Origin of the sequence: Campylobacter sp. 2352 PW, from assembly GCF_024723575.1 — a bacterium.
Lineage (GTDB): Bacteria > Campylobacterota > Campylobacteria > Campylobacterales > Campylobacteraceae > Campylobacter_D.
The window spans coordinates 1-16,223 of the sequence record NZ_JANQCX010000010.1 but is presented as its reverse complement, the minus strand read 5'-3'; the positions used below and the strand labels follow the sequence as shown (position 1 = coordinate 16,223).

Sequence of the window (16,223 nt, the reverse complement as noted above, 5' to 3'; positions counted from 1 at the left end):
TTTTCCTAGTTAAAATTCTCTAATAAATCTTTAAAAACTAAATACAATTTTTCAAGTTCTTCTATACTCACTCTCTCATCAATGGCATGAATTCTATCATTACACACACCAAATTCTACTACCTTCACGCCAAACTCAGCAAAATATCTTGCATCGCTTGTACCGCCTTTGGTGTTAAGTTCTGGTACTATTTGAGTGATTTTTTGTACGCTCTCATTTAGTTTTTGTACGATTTTAGAATCGCTTTGTGTTAAAAAAGGCTTTGAGCTTTGATTTATGCTTAATTCATAATCAAGTCCTTCACAAGTCTTTTCTACATAAGCTTTTACATCTTCTAAGCTAGTTTGTGGAGAATTTCTTACATTAAACATCAATTTTAAATCATTTGGAGTTACATTGCACACTTCCATACCACCGCGTATATCAGTAATAACAATTTTAGATGGTGCAAATACCTCATCGCCTGGATCAAGATCAAAACCTGCTAAAAATTTCAAAGCAAAAGCAAAATTATGCACAGGATTAATGCATTTTTGCGGGTATGCTACATGACCTTGCTTGCCTTTGATAAGTAATTTTACATTGATAGAACCACGACGCCCTATTTTAATACTATCTCCAAATTTTTTATCACAAGTTGGCTCAGCAACCACAGCAAAATCAGGTAGCATATCTTTTTCTTGCATAAATTTAAGCACTTCAAGCGTGCCAAATTTAGCCTCGCCTTCTTCATCACTTGTTAAAATCAGCGAAATTCTTCCTTTGAAATTTTCCACTTCCTTAACCGCACACATAAAAGCAGCCACACCACTTTTCATATCTTGCGCGCCTCTTACATAAATAAACCCATCTTTTTCTAAAGGCTCAAAAGGATCACTACTCCAACCCTCTCCCGCAGGCACTACATCCACATGCCCACCAAAAGCCAAATGTTCCCCATCATCGCTAAATTTTTTAGTCAGCAAAAGATTTTTCACACCTTCTTTTTCTATAAAAAAAGCTTCAAAATCACTTAACTCCACTGCGATATAATTTAATGCTCCATCATCATCTGGAGTGATGGATTTAAATTTACTTAATTCTTTAAAAATTTCAACTACTTGCATGTTTTATCCTATAAAAGCTTTATACAGCATAGAAAGAGCAAAATACTCTAAAATAAATGCTGAAAAAAGATTGATATAAAATATATGTTTATTTCTTACAAGGGCTTTAAATTTAGACACAAAAAACGATAGAGTAAAAATCCAAAATACAATAAAACCCACCAAACCAAAAAGCAAAGCAAAAGAGTTTTTACTCTGCATACTAAGCCCTGCTACACTCACCCAAAAGCCTATAACATAAGGATTTGTAACATTTAAGAAAAATCCTTTACTAAAACCTTTTAAAGGATGTGTTTTATTTACCTTGTTAAGATCGACTTTTCTTGTTTTTCTTAGCATTAAAAATACCATAAAACTCAAAAAGAAAAAGCCAAAAACAGCTAGTATTTTATAAAAAAATTCATTATTTGCAAAGCTTAAAAGCCCAAGATTAATCAAAATCAAAAAAAGTATATCAGCACTTAAAGCGCCAAGCCCAACACAAAAAGCATTTTTAAAAGAAGATAAAGCAGTATTTAAGATCAAAATATTCACAGGCCCAAAAGGCACAGACACACCCATACCTAAAATTATGCCTTGTAAGATTACTTCTAGCATTTTGCTTCCAAGAAATTTTCTATATCGATTTTGATTTTATCAATAGCCGTGCAAACATCTTCTATATAAACTTTTGTGAAATTACTTTCTAAATATTTATCCTCATCAAGATTGTTTAATATGCTTTGCTTGCATACTCTTGCATACTCTCCCACGGGTAAAACCTGCCCACTTGTGCCTATACATACAAATAAATCACAATTTTGTAATTTTTCATATAAAATTTTATAATTTGGTGCCATTTCTTCAAACATCACGATATTGTGCCTTACACTTTTGCTTTGACATTTAGGACAAATTTTACCATCACTACTTTCATAGCCTATGTTAAAAATATTTTCACACTCTAAACACCTAAGTTCAGGTAAAAAACCGTGCAAATGCACCACTTCCTCACAACCTGCTCGCTCTAATAAATCATCTACATTTTGCGTTAAAATACTAATTTGTTTTGGAAATTTTTGTTTTAATAAAGCGATGATTTTATGTGCGTGATTTGGCTTAACACTAGCTAGTTCTTTTCTTCTTTTATTATAAAATTCCAAAACTTTTTTAGGATTTTTTCTAAAGCCAGTTGCTGAGCAAACTTCCATTACATCATGCTCTTCCCAAAGCCCACCATTAGCTCTAAAAGTTTTTATGCCACTTGGAGCGGATAAACCTGCTCCACTTAAAATCATTACTTGTTTCATTTAATAAACCTCATTATTGTTTTAAAGGTTTTACTATAATTTTACTTAAAGCTTAACCACCTTAGCACCAAAACCACCTTGATTAATCGGAGCATCATTAAAGCTTTTTACACTTTTGTGAGCTTTTAAAAACTCTTTTACCGCAAAAGCTAATTTTCCTGTGCCTATACCATGATAAACTATCACCTCATCAAAACCTACTATCAAAGCATCAGAGATAAATTTATCTAATCTCTCAAGCGCCTCATCACTTCTTAAGCCGTGTAAATCTAAAGTCATATTTAAAGCACTTGGACGGGTTATATTAACACTTGATTTTACCTTTTGTGTAGGGGTTTGATTGCTTTTTTTAAGAAGCTTTAATGGCACACGCAAACTCAAGCCATCGCTTTGAATCATCGCATCATTTTTTGAAATAGCTGTGATTTTGCCTTTGATTTTTTCATATTTAACAAAATCCCCTACTCTAAGCTCTTCATTTTGTTCCATACTTGGTAAAACAATGCTTTTTTTAAGCTCATTGGCTTTGTTTAGACTTCTTTGTTTTTCTTTGATATCTTTTAGATTTATCGTTTTTTTAGCTTCTTCTATGGCTTTGTGATATTTCAACTCTAAATTAGAAACAAGATTTTTAAATTCTTGCTCATTTTTTTCTTTTTGATCTTTTAGTGAAAGTAAAATTTCATCTACTTTGGCTTCTTTTTTCTCAAGTTCTTCATTTTTCTTGCGTAAAGAAAGTTCAAGATTGATATTTTTACTTACCATTTCTTCTAAATTTTCTTTATCTTCTCCATAAAGCTTTTTAGCATTTTGCACTAAATTTGCACTTATGCCATATCTTAAAGCCGTTTCAAATGCATAAGATTTGCCTATGGTACCTTTTAAAAACTCATATTTTGGGCGTGATAATTCCTCATCATACAAAGCAGCGATAAGTTCTACTTGTGAATTTTTAGCTAAAAGCATAGCAAGGCGTTTGTGGTGGGTTGTAATGATGATTTTATTATCTTGTTCTAAAAGCTTAGAAATAAGCTCAGTATATAAACACGCAGCTTCTTCAAAATCTGTCCCAAGCTCTATCTCATCAACCCCTAATAAAGCATTTTTCTTACCTAAAAGCTTAGAAAAATGCAACATTCTTCCTGCAAAAGTAGAAATATCATTTTTGACATTTTGCGGATCTTCTAAAATCACATCAAATTCTTTGAAATTGCCTATTTGGCTTTTTTGTGCATTAATTCTCATAGGAAGTAAATGCTTTGCAAGTAAAGCTGCACTTAAAATTCCTTTTAAAAGCATAGACTTACCACCTGCATTTACACCTGTGATGATTAAAACTTTTTTATTAAACTCTATATTAACGCTTTTTGCATTCTTTAAAGCAGGATGTGCGAAGTTATATAAACTTAAATTATTAGAACTATCAGCTAAAATAAACTCATAATCATGTTTTTTAGCCATCAAAACTCTAGCGCTATAATGATCAAATAAATCAAAAGCATTATTGATAAATTTCAAAAACATCAAATTTTTATAAAAAGTCAAGCTAATTTTTTTAGCATACTCATAAAAAATTTCTTCTTTAGCATCTTTGATTTCATCAATTTGGCTTTGAATTTTTTCTACGCTTAAAGGCACCACATAAAATCCGCCACCACTACTTCTACCTATGATTTTTGCTTTTAAGACATGATTAAACCCACCGCGTAAAAGCAAGGCTTCCATACCATTGATAAGATGAATTTGCGTATCAATTAAATAAGCACTAAGATTTTTAGTATAGGTGAGCTTTTTAAACTCAGCCACCAAGCTTTCTTTTTTCATTTTTAGAGCTAAATTTAAATTAACAAGTCTTTCATCAACACTTTCTTTAATCTCACCCTTTTCATCAAAATACTCAAAAAGCTCTAAAATAGCCTGTGGAATTTCTATTTTTAAAAGCCATTCTCTCAAACTTTCTTCAAATTTTAAGCCCTTTAAGTATCTAAAATACATACAGATTTTAATAAATTCAAAGCTTTGACTTAAATGCAAAATTCCTTGTTTGCTAAGATGAGTTAAAGCACTATTTAGCTCATCTATCATAGGCGGGGGATTAAAATCAATCAGCGAAAGCTCATTAATCCTTTTATAATGAAGCTTGCTATCACCTTGTAAAAAAATTTCTTTATCTCTTGCAAAAAGTCCTCTAAAGTCTTCTATATAGCCATCTAAATCTAGCTTTTTAAAAAATTGCTCTTGCATTATTTATCTACCTTGCAATCTTTTATATCAAAAACATAGGCTTTAAATTGTTTATTTTTGCCATTTGAAATAAAACTTTGTGTTCCATGCTCGAAGTTAAAATACTCTTTGGTGACATTAATATCTTTACAAATTAGACTTTGTCCTTGTAAAAACGCATTGAGTGTTTCTTTTTTTAAAACACCACTTCTTGTAGCACTTAACTCAAATTTAATCGCAAAAGCAATCATTAAAATCAATACTAAAATCAAAAGATAATTACTAATCTTGCCTATTTTTTTACGTAAAAAAACAAAAAAAAGTAAAATCGCAAAAAAAGCTAAGATATATAAAAAAATCTTAAACATACTTTCCCCTGAGCTTTGTACTGATATCTCCCGCACCAAAGCCTATTACCAAACCATTTTCAATCAACTCATCATCAAGATAAATAGCATTTTCTTCTCTTTTGATTTCTTTTATAAATTTAGCCTTTGGAAAGTATTTTTGCATACTAATCTCTATTTTAGCTTCTCCTGCTGCATACACAGGTAAAATATAAAGTTCATCAACATTTACTAAAACTTCACTAAAATACTCTATATTTGCACTTAAACGCGTATAACGGTGAGGCTCAAAAATAGCTATAATTTTTTCATATCCAGCTAGCCTTGCATACTCACTTGCTGCTTTAAGTGTGGTTTTGATTTCTGTTGGATGATGTCCATAATCATCAATCAAAGCCATATTTTCATTTGCAAATAAAATATCAAATCTTTTTTTAATGCCTTGATATTTTAAAAGCTTAGTTTTTAGCTCTTCTATATTTATAAATTCACTCGCAGCCAAAATAGCCAAAGCAGCGTCCATCGCTACATGCTCACCCATACCAAAAACGCTAAATTCGCCTAAATCTTTAAGCGTAAAATAGGTTTTTGGCTTAAAATTTTCTACTTTCATATAAATATTTGTGATATCTTTACTTGGGTAAAGTTTTTTAGCGTTATTTAAATTTAAACTTGATAAAAACTCATCTTCAGCATTAATCACTTGAATTTTAGACAAATGCAAAAAGTCCTCATAAGCTTTGTGTAATTTTTCAAGATCGTTTCCATAATGATCTAAATGTTCTGCTTCAACATTAGTCACTATAGCCAAATAAGGATTTGAGTTTAAAAAAGAACTATCGCTCTCATCAGCTTCAAAAATGAGATTTTCACTTTCTTTATAAAGCATATTAGTGCCACTTTCTTTTAGCACTGCACCAATAATCACAGAAGCTTCTATCAAGCTTGCTAAAATACTTGAAGTTGTACTTTTGCCATGAGCTCCCGCAACCGCAAAAACTCTTTTGTCTTTTAAAATCATAGGTAAGGCTTCTTTTCTTGAAAGCGTTTTGATGTTTTGTTTTTTTGCGCTGATTAATTCTTCATTGTCTTCTTTAATAGCAGCTGAATACACCACCAAATCCACATCTTTGACATTGTCTTTATGATGAGGAATTTTTATATCTATACCTTCTTTTTCTAATTCTTTTGTGATTTTACTTTCTTTGATATCAGAACCACTAATCTTAAAGCCTTGCTCTTTTAAAAATCTCGCCAAAGCTGAAATTCCAATACCACCTATACCTATAAAATGAATTTTTTGCATTCTTGCCTCAAATTTTTTGAAAATTTAAGGCAAAATTTTATCATTTATTTACTAAAAATAAAATATAAAAAATCTTTATAAATAAAATCTAATCACCATTGTTTGATATTTTAAGATTAATTAGTCTATAATTTAATTGCTTTTGAAACAAGTCTTTATAATTTTTTGAAAAATTTTTATGATATAAATCTAACTCAAAAGCCTTATTTGTATCTTTTATACTAGTATTATTTTCAAAATAATAACCATTATTTCCATCATACACTCCATTTTGATCAATCCAAACAAGCTCATTAAAACCAAATTCTAGCTTTTCGTTTTTTATAGGTGCTAATATATCTCTTCCTCCTAAACTTAAATATTTTGTATCACTAAGAGTAAGATTATAAAGCGTTGGAAAAATATCCTTATGCGAACCCACACGATTTTTATCATAATAAATATCATTTTTTAAATACTTTGGAAGATATAAATAAAAAGGTACACTATAAGCAAAAGCTTTTTGGGATTTTATATCCATTTTAATATCTCTAAATCTATGATCACCTGTAGCAGCAATAATAATATTTTCTCTCAAACTACTTTCTTTTATGCGATCTAAAAATTTTCCAAATTCATCATTTGCATACGCATAAGCATTTAAAGCGCCTATAGAATCACTAATAATAAATTGACTTAATATTTTTTCATCTAAAGCATTCTCATCGATAAGTTGCGTTTTGCTTTTGTGTATATAAGGTCTATGAGTGGAAATACTAAGAGAAATAACTAGCGTAGGATTTTTAGCATTTTCAAATATAGAATATATTTTTTATACATAAACTCATCAGCTATACCGTATTTATGTTTTGTTTTTTTAGCTTGTGGAAAATCTTGCATAAGCGTATTTTCATCTATAACTTCATCTACACCTTGATTTTTAAAATAATTGCCAAGATTATACCAAGAAGCATTACCACTATAAACAAAAACTATTTTATATCCTGCATTTTTATAAATTTGCAAAGGTGTAAAGACTAATTTTTCTTTTTGATACAATCCATTTGAAATAATATTTGGACTTAAAAAAACTAAACGATTAAAACTTTCTATGGTATTGTTTGCACTGGATAAAAATCTAGTAAAAATAATATCTTGCTCAAAATGTTTTTCTAAATTTCCCAAAAGATTAGTATTTTCAGTACTAAACTCAGCTAAATTTAAGCCAAAGCTTTCCATAATATTAATATAAATATGATTTTTAGCATGATTTTGGTGTATCAAAGTAGTATCAAACATAGGAAAAAGCTTTTCTTCTAGTTGATTAAGCTGTTTTATATCCACGCTTTTAAATTCTTGTTGATTTTTATACTCTTTATATGCCCATGAAAAAGCCATCAAAGGATTTGTAGAAATTTCATTAAAAGCTTTTATGGTGCTAAATTCATAATTTGAAGCTCTCAATGCATTATAAGTAAAATGTCCTCTTAGCGCTATAACATAAGCATAAATTAGCAAAATGTTTAATAAAACAAAAAATACTAGTTTTACTTTAATAGTCTCTAGTTTTAAGCTAAGAATTTTAATATTAAGATAAAAACAAAATACGCTAAAAATTACAGCTAATAACAATGCTTTTATAATGGGATAATCAGAAAAGACTATAGATAATATCGCCTTAGTATTATCATCTTTTAAACCAAAAATAAAAATATCAATTTTGCTTGCATAAAGCTGAAAGTAATAATAATGTATAAACGCAGAAATTAAAACAACAAAAGCTATAAAAGCTACATAAAAACTAGAAAGATAAATATAAAATTTAGCGATTACCCCCCCCCCGTAGAGTGGTATTTTCTATCCTTAAAAACCAAACTTATATAAGAAAATAAACCACACAAAAATAGAGGTAAAAAAATAGCACTAAAGGTTCTCATATCATGACCTAGTCCATATACATATACCATTAAGGTATTTTCACTTTCATTGGTTAAATTTTTTATCATCAAAAACCTAACTAAAGCAAAAATTCCCATAAAAATAAAACTAAAAGAAAGAATTTGCAATAAAATTTTTCTCATTATACACCTTTAATAATATTTTCTTGTTAAAAAGATTACTCTTCATAATTTTTCACAAGCTTATCAAAGCCCCATAAATTTCTAGCCTCATTTGCTTTGCTAACTTCTATCACAAGCATTTCTTCTTGATCACCAAGTTGTTCTTGCACTTCCCCAAAAGCATTGATAAAAAAGCTATCTCCATAGAATTTCCAATCATTTTCTTGCTTTGGGCTACCTATGCGATTAACCCTTAAAATGCTTGTTGAGTTTAAAAAGGCTCTTGTTTTTAAAAGCTCTAGCCATCTTTGATTGCTTTCAAAAGTACTAGCTGTAGGAATGATGACTAAGTCTATCTTTTTTTTCATAATCATTTGCCAAAAGATATCAAAATGTGCCTCAAAGCCAAAAAGCAAAGCGCATTTTAAACCCTCATGCGTGAAAGTAAAAAGTTTAAGTTTATCAGTTTTTTTATTGTTAAAAAATTTTTCTTCATTCCAGTGTGCATAAGGCATTAAAATTTGTTGCTCATACATTTTTACATTTTGCGGGCCTACCTTTAAGCATAGTTTTTTTAAACTATCATTTTCTACACTGATAAATGGTGCAATAATGTTTAAATCATATTTTTTAGCAAGTTTTATCAAGCTTGCCTTTTTACTTTGGCTTTGCTCTTTAATCATACTTTTTGGCATGCTCTTAAGCTCACTAAAAAAACTATTTAAAACATACTCACCTAAAACCACCAAATTTGCACCACTTTCCTTAGCAGCTTTTAGATAATAATCAAGCCTTGACTCACTCAAAGCTAAAGTCGGAAATTGTAAAGCTACAACGCTACTCATCTACTTGCTCGATTTCTAATTTGGCATTTTCAAGCATAGTTCTTGCTTGCTTGATACTTTTTAGACCTTCTTTATAAATTTCCACACAAGTTTTAAGGTCTAAATCTTTATCGTTAAGTTTTTCCAAAGAAAGTTCAGCTTGTTTGATATGATCTTCAAATTCCATTAATTACTTACCTTGTAATTTGGTGCTTCAGCTGTGATAGTTACATCATGCACATGGCTTTCTTTTAATCCTGCTGCGGTGATTTCTACAAATTCAGCTCTTTCTTGGAAAGCTTTGATATCTACTGCACCCACATAACCCATAGAAGATCTAAGCCCACCTAAAAGTTGATGCACTACACTTTTTATACTTCCTACATAAGGCACCCTACCTTCAATTCCTTCAGGCACAAGTTTATCTTGAGCCGTACCTTCTTGGAAATATCTATCTGAACTTCCTTTTTGCATAGCACCTAAGCTTCCCATACCACGATAGCTCTTATATTGTCTTCCTTGGTAAGTAAATAACTCACCTGGACTCTCATCAGTTCCTGCTAAAAGTGAACCTATCATCACACTACTTGCTCCTGCTGCAATAGCTTTTGCAATATCACCTGAGTATTTTATACCCCCATCAGCGATTACTGGCACGCCATATTTACTTGCTTCTATCGCACATTCATCTATAGCTGAAATTTGAGGCACACCCACACCCGAAATAATGCGTGTAGTACAAATACTTCCAGGCCCTATACCTATCTTAACAGCGTCCGCGCCTGCTTCACATAAATCTTTAACCGCTTTAGCACTTGCAACATTTCCTACTATCACATCTACATTAAACTCAGCCTTAATTGCTTTTAATGTATCAATAATACCTTTAGAATGTCCATGCGCACTATCCATTACTATAACATCAACTTCAGCTTCCACTAAAGCCTTTACGCGATCAAGCTGACCTACACCCACGGCTGCAGCTACTCTTAATCTTCCATAGGCATCTTTATTTGAATTTGGATATTCTTTACGTTTTTTTAAATCTTTTATAGTAATCAAACCTTCTAAACGATTATTTTCATCTACGATCGGAAGTTTTTCTACCTTATTAGTGGAAAAAATCCTTTCTGCATCATCTAAAGTAGAACCTTTTTTAGCAGTGATTAAAGGCATTTTTGTCATTACATTTTCTACTAAATTATCAAAATTAGTTTCAAATCTCAAATCACGATTAGTTAAAATTCCTATTAGGGTTTTATTTTCATCTACCACAGGAACTCCTGAAATTCTATATTCAGCCATGAGTTCTAGTGCTTCTTTAACACTTGCTTTAGGCCCTATATAAATAGGATCCATAATCACGCCACTTTCGCTTTTTTTAACTCTTTTTATCTCTCTAACTTGTGAAGCTATATCCATATTTTTATGGATCACCCCTATACCACCAAGTCTTGCCATCATAATAGCTGCTCTATGCTCAGTAACCGTATCCATAGCAGCTGAAATTAAAGGCATATTTAAGGTGATATTTTTTGTAAGTTTTGTTTTGATATCTACTTCTTTAGGTAAAACCTCAGAATATTGAGGAACTAGTAAAACATCTTCAAAAGTCAAAGCGCGTTTGATGATTTTCATAATTTTTCCTTTATTTATTTTTAATAATTTCTTCTAAGCTTAAAGCACCATCTAGCAAGGTTTGTTCATCGTAAGCTTTACAAATAAGCTGCGCAGAGATATTAAGTCCATTTTCATTTTTTCCTACTGGCACGCTAATGCCACCAAGTCCTGCTAAATTCACTGAAATAGTAAATACATCTTCTAAATACATTTGAATAGGGGTTTTAACATCATTAAAGCCAAAAGCAACGCTTGGAGCAACTGGCATAAAAATCAAATCACAATCGTTTAAAATTTCTTCATATTTTTGCTTGATAAATCTTCTAGCTTTTTGTGCTTTGATATAGTATGCATCATAATACCCACTACTTAAAACAAAGGTTCCTAGTAAAATTCTTCTTTTTACTTCCTCGCCAAAGCCTTCACTTCTGCTATTTACATACATTTGGCTAAGATTATCACATTTTTCGCTTCTTCTACCATATCTTACACCATCATAACGACTCAAATTTGCACTTGCTTCAGCTGCTGCTATGATATAATAAGCTGCAACATCAAATGTAGAATCCATTAAGTCTTTATAAACAATCTCATGTCCATTTGCTTTTAACATATCTATGGTTTTTAATAAGGCTTGTTTTACATCATCATTGGTTTGTTCTACATAGTTTTTAATCACAGCTATTTTTAGCTTTTTATTTGCATTTAGTTTTAGCGCAGTTGGTTCAAAAGCTATGTTTGCACTTGTACTATCTTTTTCATCATAACCTGCAATAGCATCATACAAAATCGCAGCATCTTCAACATTTTGCGTTAAAACTCCGATTTGATCAAGACTTGAAGAATACGCTGCTAAACCATACCTACTAACTCTTCCATAACTTGGCTTAAACCCAACACAACCACAAAATGCAGCAGGCTGTCTTACCGAACCACCCGTATCTGAGCCCAAACTTGCCAAAGCTATCCCTGAAGCAACTGCAGCAGCACTCCCTCCACTACTTCCACCTGGGACTTTAGCATTATCAAGTGGGTTTAAAGTCTTACCATAAAAAGAAGTCGCACTCGTACTTCCCATAGCAAACTCATCCATATTGCATCTTCCAAATGGAGCAAAATTATTTTTACGTAAATTCACAATAGCACTCGCATCATAAGGAGCCACATAGCCTTGTAAAATTTTAGAACTACAAGTTAACTCCCAATCTTTTACACTAATATTATCTTTTATAGCTACTGGCACACCAGCACCTGAAGTGCTTAAGTCTTTATTTAAAAACTGCTCTATATAAGCACCCAAATGCTTTTGCTGGCGTGCTTTTTCGTTTAATTCTTTTTTTAGATTTTCTAATTCTTCATTTGAAAATTTCAAAGCTTCTTTTAAAGTTATCATTATTTATCCTTAAATTTTTTAACCAAATAAAACAAAAAAAGCGTGATAAATAAAAAGCTCAATAAAGTAATCACTACCACGCTAAAAGGTAAAGCTTGCTCAAACATTTTTTGCTTTTTCCACGCTATTACATCTTGGACATAAGCATTCTTCTTCTTTTGCTAAAAACTTCCAACATCTTGGACACTTGTGTAATGAAGAACGCACGATTTTAAAACTATGATCATCTATTTTAAACTCGCTCAAAGCTTCTTTTTCATCTAAGCTTTCTACCAAGCTTACCATAAACCAATCAGCTACTTCTTCAATATCTTCACTCAAAAGCTCATTTGCGCTTGTTTGCAAGCTTAGTTCTAAAGTTGATTTGATGATTTTATCTTTTTTTAATACATCAACAAGCTCAAAGAATTTTTCTCTTGATTTTATAAATAAATCATCTTCAATTTTATACTCATAATCAAAGCCATTTTTTAACACCAAATCAAATACATCTTTAGCATTTTCTTTAATAGCTACATTTGCATGCTCTAATGCTTCATCTATAGTATAAGTAAGACTTGGAGCCAAAAGTGCAAAAAGTTTTCTAGCTATTAGCACCATAGCACTTTGCGCACCTACTCTCTTTGTGTCATCTTTTGCATTACAATATAATCTATCTTTGCACACATCTAAATAAATTCCACTTAAATCCGCACTTAAGAAATTTAAAAGCACACTAAAGCCTTTTGCAAATTCATATTTTTCAAAAGCAGCTTCACATGCTTCAAAAGCAACTTTTGCACGCATTAAAATCCACTTATCTAAAAGTGTGAAATTTTTTGTTTCTAAAAATTCCATATCATTAGTATTTGCAAGTAAAAATCTTATAGTATTTCTTATCTTTCTATATTGCTCGCTTACTTGTTTTAAGATATTGTCTGAAATTTTTAAGTCTGTTGAATAATCACTAAGCATTATCCAAAGTCTTAAAATTTCTACCCCATAATTTTTAGCTACATTTTGAGGTAAAACCACGTTGCCTTTTGATTTACTCATTTTTTGACCTTTCTCATCTACAGTAAAGCCATGAGTAAGTATGTTTTTATATGGGGTTTTGTGATTAATCGCAGTGGAAATTAAAAGTGAACTTTGAAACCATCCACGGTGCTGATCGCTTCCTTCAAGATACATTGAAGCTTGATATTCTCCTGCGTCGTATCTAGCCGAGTTTAACACTGCTTCCCAAGTACTACCACTATCAAACCAAACATCTAAAATATCATAAACTTTTTCTAAATTACTTGGATCATATTTGCTATTTGGTGGTAATAAATCTTTTATTTCTAAATCCCACCACGCATCAGCTCCATTTGCTTCAAAAATTCCCACCAAATGATCTAAAACATCATCATCAAAAATCACTTCTTTGGTGCTTTTATCTCTAAAAAATGCGATAGGCACACCCCAATCTCTTTGTCTTGATATACACCAATCAGGACGATTTTCTATCATAGAGCTAAGTCTTTTTACTCCACTTTCTGGGTAAAATTTCACATTATTTAATTGCTCTAGTGCTAGCTCTCTTAAAGATTTTCCATCTAATTTTTTCTCATCCATTAAAATAAACCATTGTTTTGTAGCTCTATAAATAACTGGTTTATGTGTTCTCCAACAAAATGGATAAGAGTGTGTAAATTTAGAACTTTCAAGCAAAGCTTCGCCAAGTAGTTCTAAAATACGCTCATTTGCTTTAAAAATATGAAGTCCTATAAATTCATTTAGCAAATGTTCTGGTAAAAGTCCTTTAGCTCTTAGCGTTTCATCATAACACCCACCATCATCTACTGGCATAATCACTTCAATGCCATATTTTAAGCACACATAATAATCATCCTCACCATGTCCTGGCGCAGTATGCACAAGCCCTGTCCCGCCTTCCATTAAAACATGATCGCCTAAAATAAGAGTGGATTTTCTTTGATTGAGTGGATTAATAGCACTTAAATTTTCAAATTCAACACCAAAAAGTTCTTTTTGAATTTTTCCTTGAGTGAAGTTTTTATTGATCATATTTTCAAGCAAGGCTTTAGCAAAAATATAACCTTCTTCAGTGATAACATATTTTTCATTTGGATTTAAAGATATAGCTTGATTTGCCGGTAAAGTCCAAGGCGTGGTAGTCCAAATGACTGCTTTTGCTTTTTTTACACCTAGCTTTTCAAGAGAAGTCTTATCAAGCTCAAATGCTACAAAAATAGAATAATCTTCTTTATCTTCATACTCTACTTCAGCTTCTGCTAGCGCACTCTTAGCAGCCCAGCTCCAAAAAACAGGCTTGCTTCTTTCTAACAAAAGTCCTTTTTTAGCGATTTTACATAAAGCTTTGTAAATATCTGCTTCAAAAGCATTTTTCATAGTCAAGTATGGCTCATCCCAATCAGCAATCACACCCAAAGACTTAAATTCATCTCTTTGGATATTTACAAATTCTCTCGCATGCTCTCTACAAAACTCACGAATTTCTTTTTTACTTAAACTTTGCTTTTTATCTTTAAGTTTAACTTCAACTTGCTGTTCTATCGGCAAACCATGACAATCCCAACCCGGAGTAAAACGCACTTTTTTACCTTGAAAATAATGCATTTTGATGATGATATCTTTTAAAATTTTATTTAAAGCATGGCCAATATGCAAATGTCCATTTGCATAAGGAGGGCCATCATGTAGAGTAAAATTCTCACTTACTCCTTGTCTTTTTTGTTTCATTTTCTCATAAGCATAATTGTTTTCAAACCACTTGCTAAAACGCTTAGGCTCAAGCTCTGCTAAATTTGCACGCATTGCAAAAGTCGTATTTGGAAGCAATAGCGTATCTTTATAATCCATATAATCCACCTTGAAAAATTTAAAAATAGTAAATTCTACTTAAAATACTTTTAATTTGCACTTATTTTTTTGTTATAATCGCAAGAAAAAAAGGAAAATCATGAAACATCTTATCATCATTATAGGTAGTGAAATTATTATCAATGAAAATTATATGCATTATATACAAGAAGAATACAAAAAACAATTTTTAGAACTTCATGAACTAAAATTTATAAACAAACCTGACAAAGAGCTTCCTTTTTTACTTGAAAAACTTTCTAAAGAATATAACTATATAACCATTTTTAGCATTAGCGAATACTATGCAACCATAGCTAAAATCATAGCAACCTTAAATGGTGATGTTTTAATCTTAGAAAATGATACTTTAGTACCCTCAAAAGCTTTACGTGAAAAAAATTCCTTTTTAAGTTCTTTTGAGCAATGTCATATTAATTTATTAAACATAAATATAGAGCAAAAATTGCCTTTAATTTTACAAAATCCTGAGCTTGACTATGCGTATTTTTGTCTTTTAGATATAGATGAAACGAGTGCAAATATCTTACTTAGTACACTTACTACTTCTTTTGAAATTCAAACTAGCTCAAGTGCATTGTTAGATAATCTCATTTGCATTAGAGCAAGTGCTAGTCAGTATGGAAAACTAGAAGGCTTTTTAAAAGGAGTTTTTAAACTTTTTACAGGCAAAGTATTTTTAGGAAATGATCCTATTAAATTTATAGCTAAAAAACTTTTGGAAAAAAACTTAAAAATTTCCTTTGCGGAAAGTTGCACGGCTGGACTTTGTGCTTCAAAGTTTGCTGAAAATTCAGGAATTTCTAGTGTATTTGAGGGTTCTTTGATCACTTATTCTAATCGTTTGAAAAATTCTTGGCTTGGGGTAAGTAATGATACCTTAGAAAGTGTTGGAGAATACTCTGATCGTTGTATTTATTTTATGCTAAAAGGGATTTTTAAAACTACAAATTGTGATTTTGCTTTAGCACTTAGTGGAGTGGCTGGAGAAGAAAATGATAAAAACACCAAAGCAGGTACCATCTACATAGGAGCTATGTATAAAGATGGAACCTTTTTACAAGAATGCATTCACATACAAGGCAATAGAAACTACACAAGAGAACAAGCTAGTTTGGCTGCATATTGTTTAATGCTTAGATTAAAACCTGAAATTTTCTTTGGGGTTTAATTATAAAAGTGGTGTAGTT

15 protein-coding genes are annotated in these 16,223 nt (G+C 31.1%); 1 reads left to right on the top strand and 14 read right to left on the bottom strand.

Translation table 11 applies throughout. From position 1 onward, the window contains the following. Window positions 1–5 precede the first annotated feature (5 nt). The 14 genes from dapE to ileS all read right to left on the bottom strand — a co-directional run bounded on the left by dapE (window position 6) and on the right by ileS (window position 15,012). A complete protein-coding gene (gene dapE / locus CAMP5121_RS06275) occupies window positions 6–1,106 on the bottom strand; it encodes a succinyl-diaminopimelate desuccinylase (protein ID WP_337215110.1) in 1,101 nt (366 codons plus the stop codon). A gap of 3 nt (window positions 1,107–1,109) precedes the next feature. Further along, window positions 1,110–1,703 (bottom strand): LysE family translocator, encoded by a 594-nt coding sequence (locus CAMP5121_RS06270; RefSeq protein ID WP_263679630.1) that lies wholly within the window; start codon window positions 1,701–1,703, stop codon window positions 1,110–1,112. Then, on the bottom strand, window positions 1,697–2,395 hold the full coding sequence (locus CAMP5121_RS06265; protein ID WP_337215109.1) for an SIR2 family NAD-dependent protein deacylase: 699 nt from the start codon (window positions 2,393–2,395) through the stop codon (window positions 1,697–1,699). The genes CAMP5121_RS06270 and CAMP5121_RS06265 overlap by 7 nt, the downstream gene beginning before the upstream one ends. Window positions 2,396–2,440: 45 nt before the next feature. Continuing rightward, the gene (locus CAMP5121_RS06260) at window positions 2,441–4,639 is read right to left on the bottom strand and encodes an endonuclease MutS2 (RefSeq protein ID WP_337215108.1); all 2,199 of its coding nucleotides are present in this window, start codon (window positions 4,637–4,639) and stop codon (window positions 2,441–2,443) included. Continuing rightward, complete coding sequence (locus tag CAMP5121_RS06255; RefSeq protein ID WP_133319796.1) at window positions 4,639–4,986, bottom strand: hypothetical protein; 348 nt, start codon at window positions 4,984–4,986, stop codon at window positions 4,639–4,641. The genes CAMP5121_RS06260 and CAMP5121_RS06255 overlap by 1 nt, the downstream gene beginning before the upstream one ends. Next, on the bottom strand, window positions 4,979–6,271 hold the full coding sequence (gene murC / locus CAMP5121_RS06250) for a UDP-N-acetylmuramate--L-alanine ligase (RefSeq protein WP_337215107.1): 1,293 nt from the start codon (window positions 6,269–6,271) through the stop codon (window positions 4,979–4,981). The genes CAMP5121_RS06255 and murC overlap by 8 nt, the downstream gene beginning before the upstream one ends. An 88-nt stretch (window positions 6,272–6,359) precedes the next feature. Continuing rightward, on the bottom strand, window positions 6,360–7,004 hold the full coding sequence (locus CAMP5121_RS06245; RefSeq protein WP_337215125.1) for a hypothetical protein: 645 nt from the start codon (window positions 7,002–7,004) through the stop codon (window positions 6,360–6,362). A 35-nt stretch (window positions 7,005–7,039) separates the two neighbouring features. Further along, complete coding sequence (locus CAMP5121_RS06240; protein ID WP_337215106.1) at window positions 7,040–7,882, bottom strand: sulfatase-like hydrolase/transferase; 843 nt, start codon at window positions 7,880–7,882, stop codon at window positions 7,040–7,042. Window positions 7,883–8,079: 197 nt separating this feature from the next. Next, window positions 8,080–8,331, bottom strand: coding sequence for a hypothetical protein (locus CAMP5121_RS06235; protein WP_337215105.1), 252 nt, complete (start codon window positions 8,329–8,331; stop codon window positions 8,080–8,082). Window positions 8,332–8,366: 35 nt separating this feature from the next. Next, window positions 8,367–9,155, bottom strand: coding sequence for a carbon-nitrogen hydrolase family protein (locus tag CAMP5121_RS06230; protein WP_337215104.1), 789 nt, complete (start codon window positions 9,153–9,155; stop codon window positions 8,367–8,369). Further along, window positions 9,148–9,321: an exodeoxyribonuclease VII small subunit gene (xseB, locus tag CAMP5121_RS06225; protein WP_039628709.1), complete on the bottom strand. Its 174-nt coding sequence runs from the start codon at window positions 9,319–9,321 to the stop codon at window positions 9,148–9,150. The genes CAMP5121_RS06230 and xseB overlap by 8 nt, the downstream gene beginning before the upstream one ends. Continuing rightward, window positions 9,321–10,772: an IMP dehydrogenase gene (gene guaB, locus CAMP5121_RS06220; RefSeq protein ID WP_337215103.1), complete on the bottom strand. Its 1,452-nt coding sequence runs from the start codon at window positions 10,770–10,772 to the stop codon at window positions 9,321–9,323. Before guaB ends, xseB begins: the two co-directional genes overlap by 1 nt. Before the next feature lie 10 nt (window positions 10,773–10,782). Then, window positions 10,783–12,147 carry an Asp-tRNA(Asn)/Glu-tRNA(Gln) amidotransferase subunit GatA gene (gene gatA / locus CAMP5121_RS06215; RefSeq protein ID WP_337215102.1) on the bottom strand — a complete coding sequence of 455 codons (1,365 nt, stop codon included), beginning with the start codon at window positions 12,145–12,147 and terminating at the stop codon, window positions 10,783–10,785. Window positions 12,148–12,246: 99 nt separating this feature from the next. After that, window positions 12,247–15,012, bottom strand: coding sequence for an isoleucine--tRNA ligase (gene ileS / locus CAMP5121_RS06210; RefSeq protein ID WP_337215101.1), 2,766 nt, complete (start codon window positions 15,010–15,012; stop codon window positions 12,247–12,249). A 100-nt stretch (window positions 15,013–15,112) separates the two neighbouring features. Here ileS and CAMP5121_RS06205 point away from each other — a divergent pair, with 100 nt between their 5' ends. After that, entirely contained in the window at window positions 15,113–16,204 is a 1,092-nt protein-coding gene (locus CAMP5121_RS06205; protein ID WP_337215100.1) for a CinA family protein, read from the top strand. Window positions 16,205–16,223 lie beyond the last annotated feature (19 nt).